We start from the raw sequence: 18,275 nt of genomic DNA, 5'->3' as shown, positions 1-18,275 counted from the left end.
GCATTCGCGCGCATGAGCGCCCGAGCTTAATAGCGGTACGATCCGTAGCCGCTGCGGCGGCGCCGTCCGCCGATCAGGCCGGCGATCCGGTGGACGAGCCATGCGGCGGCGGCGACGAGCATCATGTCGGAGGCCGCGTTGTAGAGGAACAGATGCTTCTCCAGGTCGGCCAGCCCGTCTCCGACGACGGGGATGACGAACGAGAAGACGCCGACAAACGCGACGAGCAGCATCAGCTCCGCCGTCATGCGGCCCGCCGTGCTGCGGGCGCGCAGCCATTCGACGACGCAGACGGCTGCGTAGAGCAGGTAGAAGAGCGCCACGAACCACAGCGAGCGCGGCATGAACTCCGCCTTGAGCCGGCTCCAGCCGCTGTAGCGCTCGCTGAGCGCGAGCGCCGGCTTGCCCTCGCTCTTTTCGTAGTTGCCGAGATAGCTGATCTTCAGCTGCACGCCCCGCTCGGCCGCCCGGTCGAGCAGGCCGATCAGCCGCTGCGGATGCGTCGCGTAGAACAGCATCACCTTGCCATGCGACATGCGGTCGTAAAAGTCCTCCTTCATCTCCGGCGCCTCCTGCTTGATCGGGGCGTCCGTCTGGAAGAAGTTCGTGCCCGCGTTGACCGCCAGCTTCTCCGGCAGGCCGAGATCGCGCAGGTCGCCCTTGACGTCCGGCGATTCGTTGAGGATGCCGAAAAAGACGGTCTGGTACAGGTTGATATGCTTGAGCCCATCCGGCGCGAACGCGTAGAGCAGCGCGGACAGCAGGAACAGCGTCGAGCAGCCCCACAGCACGCAGCGCCGCCACGCCCGGTCCCAGCGCAGCGGGAGCAGCCGCAGGCCGTACAGCGCCAGCACGATGCCGATCGGCGTATTCTGCAGCTTGGCCGTCGCGAGCATGAACGCGCAGACGAAGAAGAGCAGCGCCGCCCCGGTCGTCGGCTTGTCCTGCTGAGCCAGCCTCAGGCCAGTCGCGGCCGTGAGCAGCAGGAAGAGCAGCGACACCGGCTCCGCGAAGAACGAGTTGAAATACGCGACATACCGGACGTCGAGGAATACGAACAGCAGCCCCGCCGCCAGCATGAGCGCCGCGGACAGGCTATGCCGCCTGCCGGAGCGGACGATCAGGAAGACGGCGGAGACGAGCAGCGCCGAGTAGACCGCGCCGAGAAAGCGCACGTTGAACAGCGTCTGGTCGTACAGCCAGCCGAACGAGCGGGCGATGTAGACCGGAATCAGCTGGGAGGTGATGTAGGCGCCGCGAAGGCCTTCGTAGGCGAACACCGAGTTGGCCCAGCCGAAAAACCGGTCCTCGTAGCTGACGGCCGCCGGATTGTAGTCGAGCCCCGCCGTCATGAGCACGCGCAGGAAATCGCCGTTGTCGGCCATGCCGACGAACGGCGAGGCGAACAGCAGCCCGATCAGGATGCCGATCGCGGCCGCGGCCGCGGCATATTCGAGCTTGATGCGTTCGTTCAAGCCTGGCACCCCCTAGTACAAGGCAGGAGCAGGAGCGGCAGATGCCCCTTCCTGCTCTGCCTCGTCTTGCTCGCGAACCGCGCCCTCGCCCCTCCGCCGCACGGCCGGAGGCAGCTCCCGCTCGACGATGTACAGCGGGCGACGCTTCACCTCGCGGTAGATCTTGCCGATGTACTCGCCGATCAGGCCGATCGAGAGCAGCTGCACCCCGCCGATGAACCAGAGCGAGACGATGAGCGACGACCAGCCGCTGACCGCCCGGCCCGTCAGGTTGGAGACGATGCCGTAGATGGCCATGACGATGCTGACGGCGAACACGGCGAAGCCCGCCGCCGTCACCATCCGGATCGGCTTCACCGACAGCGAGGTGATTCCCTCCAGCGCGAAGCTGATCATCTTTTTGAGCGGATACTTGGACTCTCCCGCCGCCCGCTCGAGCCGCTCGTAATAGACGATGCCGGTCTGGTAGCCGAGCATCGGCACCATGCCGCGCAGGAAGATGTTGACCTCGGAGAAGCGGGACAGCTCGTCCAGCGCGCGGCGGCTCATGAGCCGGTAGTCGGCGTGGTTGTTCACGATGCGCAAGCCGAGGCCTTCCATCACCTTGTAAAAGCCTTCGGCGGTCGTGCGCTTGAACCAGGTGTCGCGCTGCCGGCTGCTGCGCACGCCGTAGACGATGTCGCAGCCTTCGCGGTAGCGCAGCACCATGTCGCGGATGACGCGGACGTCGTCCTGCAGGTCGGCGTCGATGCTGACGAGGCAGTCGGCATGGCGCCGCGCCGTCATGAGGCCGCCCAGCAAGGCGCTCTGATGGCCGACGTTGCCGGCCAGATTGAGGCCGGAGACGCGGCGGTAGCGCTCCTTGAGATCGGCGATGAGCGGCCAGGTGCGGTCCCGGCTGCCGTCGTTGACGAACAGGATGAAGCTCTCCGGAGACACGAGCCCTTCCTTTTCCAGGCCGGCCAGCACCGCGTCCAGCTCGACGACGGTCAGCTCCAGCACTTCCTCCTCGTTGTAGCACGGCACGACGATGCCGAGTATCGGCTGCTGCTTGAACATAGCTTTCACTCCTACTCTGAGCCCGAGGCAAAATGATGCCTAATTATACCTCATCCTTCGGCAGAAATCCTTAATCATGCATGAACGGACGAAAACTTCCCCCATCGCATGCCGGAATCGTCCCCCTCGACGCTTCTGCCGGGCGGCGCCGGCCCTTCCCTGCTCAGCCTTGCCCGAAGCGCGTCGCTTCAATCAAAAAAAGCGTCCAGGCCGCCTGCGAGGGCGGGCCTGGAACGCCTGTCTGTCTGTCAGCCGAGCACGAGCCGGTCGTCGGCCAGCTTTTGGCCGCTGATCTGCTCGAACTCGCCGAGCAGCCGCTGGACGGTGAGGCCGTCCTTGCGGCTGGCCGGGATGTCGAGGATGATGCGGCCCTTGTCCATCATGATGAGGCGGTTGCCGAGGCGGATCGCCTGCTCCATGTTGTGCGTGACCATGAGCGTCGTCAGGTTCATCTCGCGCACGAGCGTCTCCGTCAGCCGCGTGATCAGCTCGGCGCGGGCCGGGTCGAGCGCCGCCGTATGCTCGTCGAGCAGCAGGATGTCCGGCTCGGTGAACGTCGCCATCAGCAGGCTGAGCGCCTGGCGCTCGCCGCCCGACAGCAGGCCGACCTTGGCGGTGAGCCGATTTTCCAGGCCGATGCCGAGCTTGGACAGCTGCGCGCGGAATACGGCGCGGCGGCGGCTCGTCACCGCCCAGCTGAGGCCGCGCTTGCGGCCCCGGTTGTACGCCATCGCGAGATTTTCCTCGATCGTCATGTTCGGCGCGGTGCCGGCCATCGGATCCTGGAACACGCGGCCGATCCAGCGGCTGCGCTGCGCTTCGGAGCGGACGGTGATGTCCGTGCCGCCGATCGACACGGAGCCGAGATCGGGCTTCATGACGCCGGAGATGAGGTTCATGAGCGTCGACTTGCCGGCGCCGTTGCTGCCGATGACAGTGACGAAGTCGCCCTTGTCCAGATGCAGGTTGACGTCCATCAGAGCGACCTTCTCGTCGACGGTGCCGGGATTGAACAGCTTGGAAGCGGATCGGATCGTCAGCATGTCATTTCCCTCCCTTGGCCGAGGCGGAGGCGATCTCCGCCGTGCGGCGCCGCGCCTGGCGCCGCTGCTTGAGCGCCCGGTTGGCCGTCGGCACGACGAGCGCCACGATGACGATCGCCGCCGTGATGATCTTGAGATCGGAGCTCTTGAGATGGAGCCAGTCCGCGTTCAGCGCGGCCGCGATGACGACGCGGTAGACGACCGCGCCGACGACGACGGCGAGCGTCGTGCCGAGCACGCCGCGGGCGCCGAAGATCGCCTCGCCGATGATGACCGACGCCAGGCCGATGACGATCATGCCGATGCCCATGCTGATGTCGGCGAAGCCGGCATCCTGGGCGATCAGCGCCCCGGAGAGCGCGACGAGCCCGTTGGAGAGGCTGACGCCGATGATCGTCGTCCGGTCGGTGTTGCCGCCGAAGCTGCGGATCATGCGCTTGTTGTCGCCGGTCGCGCGCAGCGACAGGCCCAGGTCGGTCTTGAGGAAGGCGAACAGCAGCAGCCAGACGAAGCCCGCGACGACGGCGAGCACCGCCAGATACAGCCACGAGATGCCGCCGATCGTCCAGGCATCGGACTTGATGAAGCCGCCGAACAGGCTGTCCTGGACCTTGACCGGCAGGTTCGGCTTGCCCATGATGCGCAGGTTGATGCTGTACAGGGCGATCATCATGAGGATGCCGGCCAGCAGGCCGTTGATCTTGCCCTTCGTATGGAGCAGGCCCGTGCAGGCGCCTGCCGCCATGCCCCCCGCCATGCCGGCGAGCGTAGCCAGCAGGGGCGATTGCCCGTGGCTGATCATCAGCACCGAGATGGCGGCTCCGGTCGTGAAGCTGCCGTCCACGGTCAGATCGGGAAAATCAAGGATGCGGTACGTGATGTAGACCCCGAGCGCCATCAAGGCATAGATGAGTCCGAGCTCAAGCGCTCCGTTGAAGGAGACGAGGGACATGATCGACACGGCTGAAACACCTCTTATTGGATAATATTCGCTTCCGGATCCTTCACCTGGCTCTTCATGGCGTCGGTCACCGCGATGCCTTGGGCTTCAGCGGCTTTGAGATTGAGGATCAGATCAAGCTTCTCTTGCATCTTGACCGGCATGTCGCCGGGATTTTTGCCGTCCTTGAGCACCTCGGCGGCCATTTGGCCGACCTGGTAGCCGTGGTCGTAGTATTTGAAGCCGACCGTGGCGAAGGCGCCCTTTTCGACCGTGTCGCGGTCGCTGGAGAAGAACGGGATCTTGTTGGCATTGGCGACCTCGATGATGGAGTCCACGCCGCTGACGACCATGTTGTCGAGGGCGATGAACAGCGCGTCGGCCTTGCCGATCAGCGATTCGGCGGCCTGCTTCACCTCGGAGGTGTTCGTGACGGGCGCCTTGACCAGCTTGATGTCATGCTTGGCGAGCGCCTGCTCGGCGTTGTCGGCCATGATGACCGCGTTGGACTCGCCCTCGTTGATGACCATGCCGACGCTCTTCACGTTCGGGAAGTCGGAGGCGATGAAGTCCATCAGCTGCACGACTGCCGCCGGATTCGTATCGGAGGCGCCGGTGACGTTGCCGCCCGGCTTGTCCAGGCTCGGCACGATCTCGGAGGCGACCGGATCGGTGACGGCGGCGAACAGCACCGGGATCGCGGTCACGTTCTCCACGAGCGCCTGCGCCGACGGCGTCGCGATGCCGAGCGCCAGATCCGCCTTGCTGCCGGCGATCTTCTGCGCGATCGACAGGTTGTTGCTCTGGTCGCCCTGAGCCGAGTCGAAGTCGACCTTGAGGTTGTCGCCCTCGACGATGCCCGCGTCCTTGAGCGCGTCGAGGAAGCCTTGGCGCGTCGCGTCGAGCGACGGATGCTCGACGATCTGCGAGATCGCGATCGTATAGGACTTGCCGTCGGCGTTTGCCGCCGCCGTCGGAGACGGGCTCGCCGCGCCGCCCTCGTTGCTCGATTTGGCGCCGCAGCCGGAGGCGACGAGCGCGAGCGACACGAGTGCCGCCGCCAACATTCTCTTGTTCATTTCAGATCCCCTTTTCGTGTATGAAATGGAAAAGACAAGCATTTTTTCACCAATAACTTTACCAAATGTAAAACTCAGTACCACCAGTTTAAGTCCCTTTGTTCCATTCGTCAATTAAAGCATGACTGCCCAAGCGGGTCGAAGCGTCGGTTCGGAGCAGGAGCAACGCCCTGTCCGGATGATCCGCCGGCGCGCGGCAAAAAAGCGGGAAGGCCGGCCCGGCCTTCCCGCTTCGCGGCCAATCATTCGGAGCGCACGTCCGGCGCTCCCTCTGCCGCCTCGGCGTCGCTGCGCACCTTGCGCTCGTTTTCCTCCAAATAATAATGGCGGATCGGCCGCAGGCTGTCGTCCAGCTCGTAGACGAGCGGCGTGCCGGTCGGAATGTTGAGCGTCGCGATGCCGTCGCCCGGGATGTCGTCCAGGTAGCGGACGAGCGCGCGGATCGTATTGCCGTGCGCGACGAGCAGCACCCGCCGGTTCTCGTGCAGCGACGGCTCCACCTTTTCCCGCCAGTAGGCGAGCACCCGCTCTTCCGTGTCGTCGAGGTTCTCCGTCACCGGCACCCGGTCCGCGATCGCCTTGTACTTCGGATCCGTCCCCTCGTACCTCGGATCGGACTTGTCCAGCGCGGGAGGACGCACGCTCACCGAGCGCCGCCACAGATGCACCTGCTCCTCCCCGTACTTGCGGGCCGTCTCCTCCTTGTTGAGCCCCTGCAGGGCGCCGTAATGGCGCTCGTTGAGCATCCACGTCTTGTCGGTCGGAATCCACAGCAGCCCCATCTCGTCCTGCATGATCCAGAGCGTGCGGATCGCCCGCTTCAGCACCGACGTGCAGGCGATGTCGAAGACGAACTTGTTCTGGCGGAGGATCGCTCCCGCTCTCCTCGCCTCCTCCTTGCCCCGCTCGGTCAGATCGACGTCGGTCCAGCCGGTGAACCGGTTCTGCTCGTTGTACTCGCTTTGCCCATGGCGGACAAGCACGATTTTGATCACTTACAGGCCGCCTCCTTCCTTCTGTATCCGCTCTCTCTTTCAGTTTACCCGTCCCGGGCGGAATGAGACCAATCCCCGTCTACCCGTGGGATTTCCTTCATACGGTAGAAGCAGCGTCTCCACGCGAAAGGAGCCTGAAGCCATGAAGGAAACCTGGACGCTGCACGAGCCCGATTTTGAGTTTGAAAGGCTTTCGCCCCTGTTCCGCAGCGAGTCCGCCTGGCGCGGCCATCTCGCCTTCGGCTACGACCTCGTCGCCAACCTGCGCCCGGCCGCCGTCGTCGAGCTCGGCACCCATTACGGCGCTTCCTTTTTCAGCTTTTGCCAGGCGGCCAAGGATCTCGGGCTGGCGGATACAGCGCTGCATGCCGTCGATACATGGGAGGGCGATGCCCATGCCGGCCGCTACGGCCACGGCGTCTATGAGCTCGCCAGCCGCGCCGCCGCTCTCTATCCGGGCGCCCGGCTCGTCCGCGCTTCGTTCGACGAGGCGTGCGGCCGGTTCGCCGACGACTCCATCGACATCCTGCATATCGACGGGCTCCACACGTACGAGGCCGTCCGCCACGACTGCGAGACGTGGCTGCCCAAGCTCGCTCCCGGCGGGCTGCTGCTGCTGCATGACATCGAGGTGAGGATCGGCGACTTCGGCGTGTGGAAATGGTGGGCGGAGCTGGCCGCGGGCTGCCCGTCCGTATCGTTCGGCCACTCGGCCGGACTCGGCGTCGCCGCTCCGAAAGAAAGGAGAGCATCCCGCGATCGGGCTGCTGCGCGGCAGGCTCGCGGAGCTGCAAGCGCATTATGCCCGCGGCTGATGCCGGAATCCGGCATCTGCAAAAAAAATCGCGTTTCCTCCGGTCCGGGACCGGAGGAAACGCGATTTTGCCGCAAAAGGGCAGACGCGCGGCGCGCGGCAGGCTCCGAAACGCTCAGCCCTGCAGCCGCTCGCGGGCATGCTCCCGCATCCATTCGTTGAGCTCCCACAGGTCGGCCACCGGCTGCCGGGTGAAAGGGAGCGTCGGCAAGTAGCCGGGCGGGCCGAACTCCGCCGTGAACGTAAGCTGCGGGCTGCCGGCAGCTCTCCGGACGGCCGCGATGTCCCGCCACCAGCCCGTGAACAGCTCCAGCTCGCGGGCGTATTCCGGCGCGGCGGGATGCGGCACCTGCGGGCCTTGGGGATGGCCGATCCGCCCATGGATATGGAAGGAGCGGGCGATCGCCTGCTCGAGATGGTCCTGCTGATTCTCCAGATGCGACTCGCATACGGCCATCCAGTGGCTGAAGTCGGCCGCCAGCTTCAGCTCGGGAAACTTGCGCAGCAGCCGCGACGTCGTCCACGGCGTGAACATCGCGCGCCCGCGATGCGTCTCATGGCAGACGGCCGCTCCATGCCTCCGCTCGATCTCCAGCGCCGCGTCGAAAAAGCGGTCCTGCTCCTCCTCCGGCATGGCGTCGCGCGCGCTGTGCGACACGATCGCCGTCGGCCGGAACGCCGCCGCCCGCTCCATCTGCTGCCGGAACGAGGCGACATGATCGCCGTCCGTGAACAGCTGCAGAATCAGCTGCAGTCCGTGCCGCTCCAGCAGCGCCTCCAGCAGCGCCTCCTCTCCGACCGGCGGCAGAGGCATCTCGACCCCCGCATAGCCATGGGCGGCGGCACGGGACAGCTTGTCCTCCAACGTTCCCTCCATCCCCCACAGCGCTTTGAAAAACAGCAGCTTCATCGGCTTTCCCCTTTCTGCGCCTTTGAGTCCGGCTGCGGCCGGCTTGATTATGGATACAAAATCGGGTTGAGCCGGCTCGCGGCGGCATCTCCCGGCGAGAGCTCGGGGAACCAGCGGGCCAGATCGCTCCGGCGCGCGCCGCTGTCCGGCTCGGCGATCGTCAGCCCGTCGGCGATGTAGATGACGGTCATGACCTCGCGCATGAGGCTCGTCGGGTTGCCCGGCGCGCTGTGCAGCGTCCAGCCGGCGTGGAACGTGGCGTCGCCTGCCGCCATCGCGCCGTAGTTGATCTGCGGCAGTCCTTTTTGCTCGATATAGGCCTTCAGCGTCCGATGCGACTCGTCCGATATCTCCTGCTTGGAAATGTAGCCGTTCTTGTGGGAGCCCGACACGAAGGTCATCGAGCCGACCTCCTCGGGCACCGGTACGAGCGGCATCCAGAGCGTGATCGTCTTGTCCGTATCGAGCGGCCAGTAGATCTGATCCTGATGCCAGGGCGTATGCCCGCCGCCCGGCTCCTTGAACAAGGCCTGGTCATGGTAGATGCGCACCGCAGGCACGCCCATCAGGTCGGCGGCGGCTTTGGCGAAGCGGCGGGCGAACACGAACCTTCGAGCCGCCTCGCTCAGCTCCCAGACGTTGCCGATCTGGATGAAGGCCTTGCCGTACGTATCGCGCTCCTCCAGCGGCTTGGTGTGATAGTTGTGCTCCCGCACGACCTCGCCGATCACCTCGCGGTAGGCGGCGATCTCATCCGGCCGCGCCAGCTGCCGGATGATCGCATGACCGTCGCGAAGATAGCCTTCCCGCTCGGCGGCAGACAGCTCCACCGTGTCGTTCAGCTCCGGAAGTTGGTTCCCTATGCTCATGGCTTTCGCGCTCCTTATCGGTAAAATCGCTTTCATAAAGGAGTTTATCGCGATTTTACTTTCCTGTATGTGCATGGCATGATGATTGGAGTTGCCTAAAATGACTGACTTGCGAAAGGAGCCGCCATGGACCTGCTTCCCGACTCCGCCGCCCTTCCGATCGTCCCCTACATCCGGGAAAGCGACTTCGCCGTCCGCCCGGCATATTATTTCCCCTTCCGCAAGCTGCTCGACTACCTGTTCATCTACATCCGCAAGGGCGAGCTCCATGTCGTGGCCGACGGGACGAGCCATCGGTTCGAGGAAGGCCAGTTCTGCCTGCTCCAGCCGGGCACGGTCCACGATCTGAGGGCGGACGGGGCCAACGAGACGCCTTTTGCGCATATGGATATCTTCTATGAGCCCCAACGGGAAAAAAGCTTTCCTACGCGGCCGGGCCAGCTGGACCTCGCTTCATTTGCCCACCTGATGCAGCCGAGGCTGAACGACTTCGACGGCATCGCCATCCCCGTCCTGCTGCAGCCGCAGAAGCCCCATCTCTACCGGCATCTCCTTCTCGAGATGGTGGAAAGCTGGCAGGACCGCGACCCGCTGTCCAAGCTGAAGGCGCAAGCGGCGGCCACCCGGCTCGTGCACCTCGTCTTGCAGGATCACGCGCATCCCGCCGCTTCCAAGCCGGGCCGCCCTCAGCTGGACTGGATTCCGTCCTACTTCTCCTTCCATCTGGCCGACCCGCTGGACATCGAGGAGCTGGCCCGGCGCGCCCATCTGTCGACGTCCCGCTTCCGGGCCGTCTTCCGCGAGCGCTTCGGGCTTCCGCCCCATCGCTATCTGATGGAGCTGCGGCTCGAGCATGCGCGGGAGCTGCTCGCCGGCTCGGACCATACCGCGTCCCAAATCGCGGATTATTGCGGATTTTCGAGCCTCAGCCACTTCCATCATGCTTTCCGGGCGCGGATGGGCGCCTCGCCCGGCGCTTACCGCGAGCAGAGCCGAAAAGCCGGCCCGCCGGAATGAGGAGCGCCGAGGGGCGCCAGCATACGGCCCGGACCGAGGCCGCGCGCTCAAGACGGCGAGCGGGCGGCTCCGTACCAGGACAGCGGCTTGGGCGCCCAATCGTACTCGTAGAGCACCGCCTCGATCCGATGCTGGACCACGATGTCGGCGCTGGCGCGCGCAGCCCATTCGTCATCCTCGCCGTAGCCGATGTCCAGGTACCGATGCCGCAGCGCCAGCTCCCGGCGGTAGGCCATCAGATGGTTGGGCTTGCGGGTATACCCCTCCGCGTCGCTGCCATGATCCAGCTCGATTCCGTACCGGCATAGGCGGGAAGGCGATCCGTCCGCGTGCACCCGCACGTCGAACACGATGCAGTCCGCGTCCGGCTCGCTGCGGATCGCCGCGAGCAGCCGCTCGGCATAGCCGTCGGCGATCCGGTCGTCGTCGTCGACGAAGGCGACGAACTTCCCTTGGGCGAGCTCCAGCAGCGCGTTGCGCTTGGCTCCGGTCGTCCGCAGCCGGTTGTCCGTCAGCGCCAGCAGCTCCACCGGACGTCCGTGCGCCTGGGCCCGCAGCCGCTCCAGCAGGACGGACAGCGAGGCGCTCCGCTCCGGCAGCGAGGGAATCAGCACGGACAGCAGCGGCTGCTCCGAGCCGCCCCCGCTCATGCGCTCCGCCATCATCTCCCGATTGGCCTCGATGCTGCGCTGCCCCGGCGGCGCGTGGACCGCCGCCGCTTCGTTGCTGAGCCAGGCCAGCTCCGGCCGGCCGAGTCGGTCGTCGCAGACCGCCAGCTGAAGCCTCGGCAGCCAGCGCAGATCCGGATCCAGCCGTCTTCCGAGCTGGCGCTCGCAGGAGACGGCGAGCTCGGCGAGACGGAGCCAGACCGACGCGCTCTCGTAGTCAAGCTCCTCCATCGCCTTCGCTCCGGCGCGGTAGCAGGCCAAGGCCGGGGCCGACAGGTCCAGCTCCGGCTCGGAGCTGCGCAGCGTGCGATGCCAGTAGCTGCCCCTCCTCCACGTAAGCCGCATGAAGCCCGATACGCGCATCCAGGCATCGACCCTTTTTTCGAACAGCTCTCCGCCGTAAGCCGGGTACCGCTCCGATGCCGGATGGCGCTCCCCGTAGATGCGCGCGCGAAAATCGAGCGTCCGCACGAGGTAGCACTGGTCGGAGAAGCCATAGCCGAGATGGAAGTCGCCGTCGGTCAGCAGCGCCTCCCGCGCCGCTTCGTCCATCCGCCCGTTCGGCACCGGATTCGCCGCGACGATCGACCGCTGCAGCCGCATCCGCTCCAGGCACGGCCGCAGCCAGTCGGTCGGCTCCTCCAGCATGCAGTCGCCCGCATAATGGAGCAGATATTCCGTGCGGCAGCGATAAAGGGCGACCAGCTCGGCGATCGAGTAGCGATAGCCTCCCTGGAAGTCCTCCTCCGTCAGGCCGAAAAAGAGCAGCGCCTCCTCGCTATGCTCGTCGACGAGCACGCAGTCCGTCAGCACGCCTTCGTCGACGAGCCGCCGCGCATGGCGGAGGACGAGCTCGGGCCGTTCGACATTGTTGACGTACAGGATCCGCTCGGCAAACGGAAACCGATGCTGCGCGATCGCCCGGCTCAGGCGGTCGGTCAGCAGCAGCTCGCGCCAGTCCCGCTCGTAGCACTTCGTCTCAAAGGTGACACCGGGCCGCAGCACCGGAGCCGGACCGCCGCCGGTCGGCCTCGCCAGCGTCATGGCGCGCCTCCGCTCGCCAGCGGCGCGGCGTACCCGCCGGCGGCGGCGTCCCAGCGCGGACGCGCCGACGCGAGGACCAGGCGGCTGGCCGCCGCGTCCCGCAGCCGTGTCGGCTGGACCGCCTCGGCCGCCTCCGGCTGCGCCGCCAGTACCTGCATCCCCTCGCGCCCGGCCGCTCCCGTACGCTCCGCCGCGTCCCGCTGCTCCTCGCGCCCGGCCGCCCCCGGCTGCGCCGCCGGGACCCGCAGCCGCACCGGCTCGATCGCCGCCAGCGGCTCCTCCGGCCGCCGCAGCCGGGCCAGCAGCCGGCGCGCCTCCTCCGGCGCGAGCTCCTCGCCGGCGCGCAGCCACAGCGCATGCTCGCGCCCGGACTCCTCCAGCGCGGCCCTCGCTCCGGCCGGCTCGCCGAGCTCGGCGCGCACCGTCTTGAGGTCGCGCTCGCGGCCGAGCCGCGCCGTCCGTTCCCAGCCCTCGCGGCCGTGATGGACGAGCAGGATCTCGTCCGCCAGTCCGCGGATGGAGGCGAGCGTCGCGTCGAGCGCCGCCTCGTCCGCCTCGCCGCCGATGCCGATCGAGCAGCTGACGGCCGGCGTCCGCCGGTACAGCAGCTCGACCGGATCCTCTCCCCACTTGGCCCGCGCCACCCGGCGGCCCTGCTCCAGCAGCATGCTCAAGCCCTGATCCCCCAGCGCGTTCATCGTCACATGCCCGTAATGATGCACGAACGAATCGCAGGCGACGAGCAGCCGCCAGCCGTCGCGCCGCAGCCGCAGGCACAGATCGTCGTCCTCGTAGTTGCCGAGGCCGTAGCCTTCGTCGAAGCCTCCCATCTCCAGCGCCAGCCGGCGCCGCAGCAGCAGGCAGAACCCGACGAGCCGCGGCAGCTCCCAGCTGCGTCCGCGCCAGCCGGCCGCGCGCTGCGCCGCGAACGGCTCCAGGCCGTCGATGCCCGGGCCGTACGGGGCGTCGACCCGCTGCGGGCCGCTGACGTAATTCGAGACCGGACCGACCATGCCGCATAGCGGCTCCCGCTCGAGCAGCCTTTCCATCGCCTCCAGCCAGCCGGCCGTGACGACGGTGTCGTTGTTGAGGAACAGCACGTTGTCGCCCTCGGCCAGCGCCAGCCCCTGGTTGCAGCCCTTGGCGAAGCCTTCGTTGCGGCGATTGAGCTCCGTCTTGAAGCCGCTCTGCCGGAGCAGCTCCGCCGTGCCGTCCGTCGAGCCGTTGTCGACGACGATGAGCTCGTAGTCGGACGTATGCGCCTGCACGCTCTCCAGGCAGCGGAGCGTATAGTCCAGCTGGTTGTGCGTCAGTATGACGATGCTTGTCTTCATAGCAAAAGCCGCCTCCTCTGCCTCATCTATATGAGGCTTGGAAAGGCGGCATGACGATCGATCTCCGCTCGTTCAGCAAGGCGGCCATTTGGCGGCCGAGCCGACCTTTTCGTGGGATTGGAGCTGACGGATCGTCCCTGACAACAGGCTGTCAGCTATTGCCGCAGCGTCCCAGCATCCAGTCGGCGGCGCAGGCGAGCACCTCCTGCCGGCCCGCCTCGGCATGCAGCTCATGCCGGAAGCCCGGCCATTCGCGGTAGGAGCAGCGCTCTCCCGCACGCTGCGCGAAGCGCCGGCTCGCCCGCGGCGACGTGATGCGGTCGGACCCGCCGTGCATGAGCAGCAGCGGCACGCTCAGCTCCGGCGCGTGGCTCAGCGCCCAGCGGCCCGCCTGGCTGACGGCGGCGAACGTGCGCAGCGTGATCCGTCCGTGCCGCAGCGGATCCTCGTCATAGCGGCGCTGCATGTCCGGGTCGGAGGTGCCCCGGCGGTTCGCGCCGACCAGGCGATAGCCGGGCTGCATGCGCTCGCGGAGGCGGCCCCACAGCAGCTTTGCCGGCGGCGGCGCCGGAGCCAGCTTCAGCCACGGTCCCGCCACGACGGCTCCGGCGAGCGGCGGGCGGCGGCGCAGCATGAAGTTGAGCGCTACATTTCCGCCCATGCTGTGGCAGAACAGGAACCGCGGCAGCCCCGGCCAGCGGCGCTGCATGTCCTCGACGATCCGTTCCACGGGCTCCAGCAGCGCGTCGTAGCCGGGGCAGTCGCCGCGCCGGCCTTCTGTCCGGCCATGCCCCCGCTGGTCGAAGGCGATCACCGCGAAGCCGCGCTCCGTGAAGAACGAAGCCACATGCGCGTAGGCGCCGCAATGCTCGCCCAGCCCGTGCACGATGCCGACAGCGGCGACCGGCTCGCCCTCCGGCATCCAGCGGCAGCCGTAGATGCTGACGCCGTCGCGGCTTTTCCAGCTCAGCTCCTCGTAGGACATTGATCCTTCCTCCTTTGACGTTTCGGTTTGCCTTTTCTTCCTATTACCCTGTATGCAGGACGCTCTGTTGCCGTGCGGCGAAAAAAGGGCTTGGCCCCGGCCGGACAGGCATGAAATAATGGCGAGAGAAGATTCGTCGCCCATAGCCTGTGAAGCTAGGGCGTGTTTGCAAACCCGCTCAGGGGCATCTATCACCGCCTTTTTGCCCCCTGCTTCGTCACGCAGGCTCGACGTACCCCCGGTACGCCTTCGCCTACGTTCCTCGCAGGGATCAAAAATTCGGCAATATCGGCTTCCTTCGGAGGTGGCAAACACGCCCTAGAGAACCTGCGGCTGCGGCCGCGAGCGAAAAGGAGCCTTTCCCTCCATGAGAAACCTGCTTATTACCGGCTTCGAGCCCTTCGGGGGCAGCCGCATCAACCCGACCGAGGCGCTGATGGCGTCCATCCGCGAGGAATCGTTCCCCGGCGCCGCCATCCATACGCTGCTGCTGCCGGTCGTCTTCGGCGAGTGCGCCGAGCGGCTCAAGCGGGAAATCGACCGCCTGCAGCCGGACGCCGTCCTCTGCTGCGGCCTGGCCGCCGGACGCGCGGCCGTCACGCCGGAGCGGATCGCCGTCAACGCGATGGACGTGCCCGCCGGCGCCGCTTTTGGCGACAACGACGGCAATCGCCCGCAGGACGAGCCGATCCGGGCGGGCGGGCCGGACGGCCTGTTCGCCACGCTGCCGATCCGCCGCATCGAGCTGGCGCTGCGAGCGGCGGGCATCCCCGCCTCCATCTCGGACACGGCGGGCCTGTTCATCTGCAACAATACGATGTACGCCGCTCTCGACCATGTCCGCGACAGCGGGTCGGGCGCCCTCGCCGGCTTCATCCATTTCCCCGCCTCGACGGAGCTGGCGCTGGACAAGCCCGGCCTGCCCTCGCTGCCCCAGTCCATGCTGCATGACGCGCTGCGCATCGCGATCGCCGAGACGCTGGCGGAGCTGGACGAGCGGAGCGGAGCCTGAACAGCTTGACGCGCGAAAGGGGAGGCTCCGGAACGTTCCGGCGCCTCCCCTTTGTCCATGGCGCTGCCGCTTGCCGGCTGCCATGGCCTTGCCGCGCTACACCGCCGTATATCCGCCATCGACGAGCAGGCTCGCTCCGGTGACGAAGGAAGCGTCGTCGCTGGCGAGGAACAGCACCGCCGCCGCGACCTCCTCCGGACGGCCGAGCCGCGCCATCGGATGCAGCGATACGAGATGCTGCGTGATCGCCTCCGTGCGGCCGCCGATGAGCGGCGTGTCGATGTAGCCCGGGCAGACGGCGTTCACGCGGATGCCCCGGGCCGCGTAGTCGGCCGCCATCGACTGCGTCAGCAGCTTCACGCCGCCCTTGGCGGCCGCGTAGGCGCTGACCGAGCCTTTGCCGACATGGCTGTGGATGGAGCCGCAGTTGACGATGACGCCGCCGCCCTGCGCCAGCATCTGCTGGACGGCGTACTTGTCGCACAGGAAGACGCCCGTCAGGTTGATGTCGATCGTCCGCGCCCAAGCCTCATGGCTCAGCTGGTCGACCGGCGCGTCCTTGGCGATGCCCGCGTTGGCGAACAGGATGTCCAGCCGCCCGAACGTCCGCACCGTCTCTTCGACCATGCGCTTCACCTGCTCCTCGCTCGTCACGTCCGTCTTGACGAACAGCGCCTCGTGGCCCAGCCCCTTCAGACGCTCCGCCTCGGCCTGGCCTTGATCGGCGAAGTCCGCGATGACGACCTTGGCGCCCTCCTCCGCGAACTTCTGCACGGTAGCGGCTCCGATGCCGCTCGCGCCGCCGGTGACGACGGCGACCTTGTCCTTGAACCTCATGTCCATCTCTCCCATCCGGATCGGATCGCGGGAGCCGCAGCCCCCGTTCCACTCTCTAGATTGGTTCGGCTTTCCTTTTCCTATGCAGATTCACGGATGCCGCTCTGGAGATCGGACCGATGCGCCGGGAAAAGGAAAGGAGCTGCCTCAAGTCGAGGCAGCTCCTGGCTCGGGTCCAAGGCATAGGACTGCCTTGGATTGGCGAAGTCGGGCCCGAGCACCGAATCCAAGGCACATTTCTGCCCTGGATGGAGGAATTCAGGCCCGATAACCAAATCCAAGGCACATTTCTGCCCTGGATGGAGGGAATTCAGGCCCGAGAATCGAATCCAAGGCACATTTCTGCCCTGGATTGAGGAATTCGGGCCCCGATAACCGAATCCAAGGCACATTTCTGCCCTGGATGGAGGGAATTAAGGCCCGACAACCGAATCCAAGGCACATTTCTGCCCTGGATTGTGTAATTCGGCCCCGAAAATAAAATCCAAGGCACATTTCTGCCTTGGATTTCCCGCCTCAGGCCCGCCGCGCTCAGCGGATGCCGCGGCGCTTGCGCGAGCCCGGCTTGTTGACGGCTTTGCCGCCGCCGCCGACCGCGTCCTGCTGCCATGAGCCCGGGGCTGCCGATCGCGGAGTTCGTGCCGCCCGTGCTGCTTCGGCCGGCCCCGCTGGCGAGCTGCGTGGCGGAGGAACTCTGCGTTCCCTTCGCCAGCCTGCCGCGTCTCCGCCCGCTCGCCGCCCCACCTTCCTGCCCGGACGTCCCGTCGCCGCGCCGGCCCCGCTTCCTGCCGCGCCTCCGCCCTCTTCGCCTCGGCCTATGCGGCCGCGTGCCTGCCCGGCCGCCGCTACTCCTTGACTCCAGCCGCTCCAGCCGCTCCTGTCGCCCCGGCCGCTCCGGCCGCGCGCAGCTCCTGCGCATACTCGTCGAGCCGCACGGGAACGCCTCCGGAGAGGCGCGATTTCTCCGCCGCGAACGCCATCAGATGGCTGCGCACGGAAGCGGCCGCGGACGTCAGGCTTTCCTGCCCGCCGTAGTTCCGCACCTCCTCGATGAAGCTGCGCACGATGCCGCTGTCGCCGCCGCCGTGGCCGGACCAGGTCACCGGCGGGTGGATGATCGTCTTTTGGCCGGTCAGAAAGTCGTACACGGAGATGAGGTCGTCCTCGCCGCGGATCTCGCCGCGCGTGCCCATGATCTGGATGCGCCGCTCCTGCTCATGCGTGAAGCCGCTCATGCTGAACATCGCCGTCGCGCCGCCGTCGAACTCCATCGCCACGACCTGATGGTCGACGACGTTGTTGTCGCTGCGGTAGACGCAGCGGCCGTAGTCGGTCGTGCGCAGCCCGTGCAGGATCGTCTCCCGCTCCAGATCGTCGCAAAAATGCCCCGCCCAGCCCATATACGGCTTGCTCAGGTAGAAGCGCGTCGCCGAGTAAGGGCAGTCCGGCTCGACGGCGCAGTCGAGGCAGCGGTCCGCCGAGCCCGGCGGCGCCTGCTCCTCGCGGAAATGCATCCGCGAGCCGAACGAGCTGACGCTCGTGCAGGGCTTGTCGATCAGCCAGCTCAGCACGTCCATGTCGTGGCAGGACTTGGCGAGGATCATCGGGCTCGCCTTGTCGGAGTTGTTCCAGTTGCCCCTCACGAAGCTGTGCGCGATATGCCAGTAGCCGACGTTCTCGTTGAGCTGGATCGAGGCGACCTCGCCGATCGTCCCGTCCGCGATCAGCTTCTTGATCGCCGCCCAGAACGGCGTATACCGCAGCACATGGCAGATCGTCAGCAGCCGGCCGTGGTCGCGGGCCGCCTGCTCCATGTCGAGGCATTCCAGCGGATCGGGCGACATCGGCTTCTCCAGCAGCACGTGGTAGCCTGCCGCGAGCGCGCGCATCGTCGGTTCGTAGTGCATCCGGTCCTGCGTGCAGATGATGGCGATGTCCGCCTTCCGCGGTCCGTCCAGCAGCGGCTCCCAGCTGGCGTAGCGCTCCTCGGGAGGCACGCCGTGCTGCTCGGCGGTCCGCTCCAGCCGCACCGGGTCGAGCTCCGCGACCGCCGTCAGCTTCAGCTCATGCGGACGATCGAGCGCATAAGGAGCGTAGCCCTTGGCTCCGCGCGCCCCCGCGCCGATCAATACAGCCGTCAGTTGTGCCATGTTGTCTCTCCTTGCTTCTATAATATAGATGGCTCCGCCTGCGT

General features: G+C 66.7%; 16 protein-coding genes. 3 read left to right on the top strand and 13 right to left on the bottom strand.

The window, feature by feature from the left end:
- Nucleotides 1–26: 26 nt before the first annotated feature.
- The 6 genes from wsfD to gpmA all read right to left on the bottom strand — a co-directional run bounded on the left by wsfD (nt 27) and on the right by gpmA (nt 6,591).
- Nucleotides 27–1,475, bottom strand: a complete 1,449-nt coding sequence (gene wsfD, locus B8V81_RS14235; RefSeq protein ID WP_101808572.1) for a glycan biosynthesis hexose transferase WsfD — start codon at nt 1,473–1,475, stop codon at nt 27–29.
- A gap of 12 nt (nt 1,476–1,487) precedes the next feature.
- On the bottom strand, nt 1,488–2,534 hold the full coding sequence (locus tag B8V81_RS14230; protein WP_101808571.1) for a glycosyltransferase family 2 protein: 1,047 nt from the start codon (nt 2,532–2,534) through the stop codon (nt 1,488–1,490).
- 248 nt (nt 2,535–2,782) lie between these two features.
- Nucleotides 2,783–3,577 (bottom strand): ABC transporter ATP-binding protein, encoded by a 795-nt coding sequence (locus B8V81_RS14225; RefSeq protein WP_101808570.1) that lies wholly within the window; start codon nt 3,575–3,577, stop codon nt 2,783–2,785.
- A gap of 1 nt (nt 3,578) precedes the next feature.
- Nucleotides 3,579–4,529, bottom strand: coding sequence for an ABC transporter permease (locus B8V81_RS14220; RefSeq protein WP_101809412.1), 951 nt, complete (start codon nt 4,527–4,529; stop codon nt 3,579–3,581).
- Between the two features lie 23 nt (nt 4,530–4,552).
- Nucleotides 4,553–5,596, bottom strand: a complete 1,044-nt coding sequence (locus tag B8V81_RS14215; protein WP_101808569.1) for an ABC transporter substrate-binding protein — start codon at nt 5,594–5,596, stop codon at nt 4,553–4,555.
- A gap of 242 nt (nt 5,597–5,838) precedes the next feature.
- Nucleotides 5,839–6,591, bottom strand: a complete 753-nt coding sequence (gene gpmA, locus B8V81_RS14210) for a 2,3-diphosphoglycerate-dependent phosphoglycerate mutase (RefSeq protein ID WP_052333065.1) — start codon at nt 6,589–6,591, stop codon at nt 5,839–5,841.
- 142 nt (nt 6,592–6,733) lie between these two features.
- Here gpmA and B8V81_RS14205 point away from each other — a divergent pair, with 142 nt between their 5' ends.
- Nucleotides 6,734–7,567: a class I SAM-dependent methyltransferase gene (locus B8V81_RS14205; RefSeq protein ID WP_101808568.1), complete on the top strand. Its 834-nt coding sequence runs from the start codon at nt 6,734–6,736 to the stop codon at nt 7,565–7,567.
- On the opposite strand, the gene B8V81_RS14200 is transcribed toward B8V81_RS14205, so the two are convergent.
- Together B8V81_RS14200 and B8V81_RS14195 are read right to left on the bottom strand one after the other, a co-directional pair.
- Entirely contained in the window at nt 7,521–8,315 is a 795-nt protein-coding gene (locus B8V81_RS14200; protein ID WP_101808567.1) for a sugar phosphate isomerase/epimerase family protein, read from the bottom strand. The two genes, B8V81_RS14205 and B8V81_RS14200, sit on opposite strands and share 47 nt — an antisense overlap.
- Before the next feature lie 47 nt (nt 8,316–8,362).
- On the bottom strand, nt 8,363–9,184 hold the full coding sequence (locus B8V81_RS14195) for a phytanoyl-CoA dioxygenase family protein (protein ID WP_101808566.1): 822 nt from the start codon (nt 9,182–9,184) through the stop codon (nt 8,363–8,365).
- A gap of 126 nt (nt 9,185–9,310) precedes the next feature.
- Between B8V81_RS14195 and B8V81_RS14190 the strand changes: the two genes are divergently transcribed.
- Nucleotides 9,311–10,201, top strand: coding sequence for an AraC family transcriptional regulator (locus B8V81_RS14190; protein ID WP_028598101.1), 891 nt, complete (start codon nt 9,311–9,313; stop codon nt 10,199–10,201).
- A 47-nt stretch (nt 10,202–10,248) separates the two neighbouring features.
- On the opposite strand, the gene B8V81_RS25835 is transcribed toward B8V81_RS14190, so the two are convergent.
- From B8V81_RS25835 to B8V81_RS14175, 3 genes are all read right to left on the bottom strand, one after another.
- Nucleotides 10,249–11,913, bottom strand: a complete 1,665-nt coding sequence (locus B8V81_RS25835; protein ID WP_240478967.1) for a glycosyltransferase family 2 protein — start codon at nt 11,911–11,913, stop codon at nt 10,249–10,251.
- Nucleotides 11,910–13,247, bottom strand: coding sequence for a glycosyltransferase family 2 protein (locus B8V81_RS14180; RefSeq protein ID WP_052333066.1), 1,338 nt, complete (start codon nt 13,245–13,247; stop codon nt 11,910–11,912). Before B8V81_RS14180 ends, B8V81_RS25835 begins: the two co-directional genes overlap by 4 nt.
- A gap of 151 nt (nt 13,248–13,398) precedes the next feature.
- Nucleotides 13,399–14,232 carry an alpha/beta hydrolase gene (locus B8V81_RS14175; RefSeq protein ID WP_028598102.1) on the bottom strand — a complete coding sequence of 278 codons (834 nt, stop codon included), beginning with the start codon at nt 14,230–14,232 and terminating at the stop codon, nt 13,399–13,401.
- A gap of 367 nt (nt 14,233–14,599) precedes the next feature.
- On the opposite strand from B8V81_RS14175, the gene B8V81_RS14170 reads away from it, so the two are divergent.
- Nucleotides 14,600–15,244, top strand: coding sequence for a pyroglutamyl-peptidase I (locus B8V81_RS14170; RefSeq protein WP_028598103.1), 645 nt, complete (start codon nt 14,600–14,602; stop codon nt 15,242–15,244).
- Between the two features lie 96 nt (nt 15,245–15,340).
- On the opposite strand, the gene B8V81_RS14165 is transcribed toward B8V81_RS14170, so the two are convergent.
- Both B8V81_RS14165 and B8V81_RS14155 read right to left on the bottom strand, forming a co-directional pair.
- A complete protein-coding gene (locus tag B8V81_RS14165) occupies nt 15,341–16,081 on the bottom strand; it encodes an SDR family NAD(P)-dependent oxidoreductase (RefSeq protein ID WP_028598104.1) in 741 nt (246 codons plus the stop codon).
- 845 nt (nt 16,082–16,926) lie between these two features.
- Nucleotides 16,927–18,231, bottom strand: a complete 1,305-nt coding sequence (locus B8V81_RS14155) for a Gfo/Idh/MocA family protein (RefSeq protein ID WP_101808564.1) — start codon at nt 18,229–18,231, stop codon at nt 16,927–16,929.
- Nucleotides 18,232–18,275 lie beyond the last annotated feature (44 nt).

The sequence above is a fragment of the Paenibacillus pasadenensis genome (assembly GCF_002864175.1).
GTDB classification, from domain to species: Bacteria; Bacillota; Bacilli; order Paenibacillales; family Paenibacillaceae; genus Paenibacillus_O; species Paenibacillus_O pasadenensis.
This window is presented reverse-complemented; position numbering and strand designations above follow the sequence as displayed.

What these genes read in the sequence shown, in the direction of transcription:
- B8V81_RS25835 (WP_240478967.1), bottom strand. Translation starts at nt 11,913, where the DNA reads ATGACGCTGGCGAGGCCGACCGGCGGCGGTCCGGCTCCGGTGCTGCGG.
- B8V81_RS14155 (WP_101808564.1), bottom strand. Translation starts at nt 18,231, where the DNA reads ATGGCACAACTGACGGCTGTATTGATCGGCGCGGGGGCGCGCGGAGCC.
- B8V81_RS14190 (WP_028598101.1), top strand. Translation starts at nt 9,311, where the DNA reads ATGGACCTGCTTCCCGACTCCGCCGCCCTTCCGATCGTCCCCTACATC.
- B8V81_RS14175 (WP_028598102.1), bottom strand. Translation starts at nt 14,232, where the DNA reads ATGTCCTACGAGGAGCTGAGCTGGAAAAGCCGCGACGGCGTCAGCATC.
- B8V81_RS14215 (WP_101808569.1), bottom strand. Translation starts at nt 5,596, where the DNA reads ATGAACAAGAGAATGTTGGCGGCGGCACTCGTGTCGCTCGCGCTCGTC.
- B8V81_RS14195 (WP_101808566.1), bottom strand. Translation starts at nt 9,184, where the DNA reads ATGAGCATAGGGAACCAACTTCCGGAGCTGAACGACACGGTGGAGCTG.
- B8V81_RS14220 (WP_101809412.1), bottom strand. Translation starts at nt 4,529, where the DNA reads ATGTCCCTCGTCTCCTTCAACGGAGCGCTTGAGCTCGGACTCATCTAT.
- B8V81_RS14230 (WP_101808571.1), bottom strand. Translation starts at nt 2,534, where the DNA reads ATGTTCAAGCAGCAGCCGATACTCGGCATCGTCGTGCCGTGCTACAAC.
- B8V81_RS14200 (WP_101808567.1), bottom strand. Translation starts at nt 8,315, where the DNA reads ATGAAGCTGCTGTTTTTCAAAGCGCTGTGGGGGATGGAGGGAACGTTG.
- B8V81_RS14205 (WP_101808568.1), top strand. Translation starts at nt 6,734, where the DNA reads ATGAAGGAAACCTGGACGCTGCACGAGCCCGATTTTGAGTTTGAAAGG.
- B8V81_RS14165 (WP_028598104.1), bottom strand. Translation starts at nt 16,081, where the DNA reads ATGAGGTTCAAGGACAAGGTCGCCGTCGTCACCGGCGGCGCGAGCGGC.
- B8V81_RS14225 (WP_101808570.1), bottom strand. Translation starts at nt 3,577, where the DNA reads ATGCTGACGATCCGATCCGCTTCCAAGCTGTTCAATCCCGGCACCGTC.
- B8V81_RS14170 (WP_028598103.1), top strand. Translation starts at nt 14,600, where the DNA reads ATGAGAAACCTGCTTATTACCGGCTTCGAGCCCTTCGGGGGCAGCCGC.
- B8V81_RS14180 (WP_052333066.1), bottom strand. Translation starts at nt 13,247, where the DNA reads ATGAAGACAAGCATCGTCATACTGACGCACAACCAGCTGGACTATACG.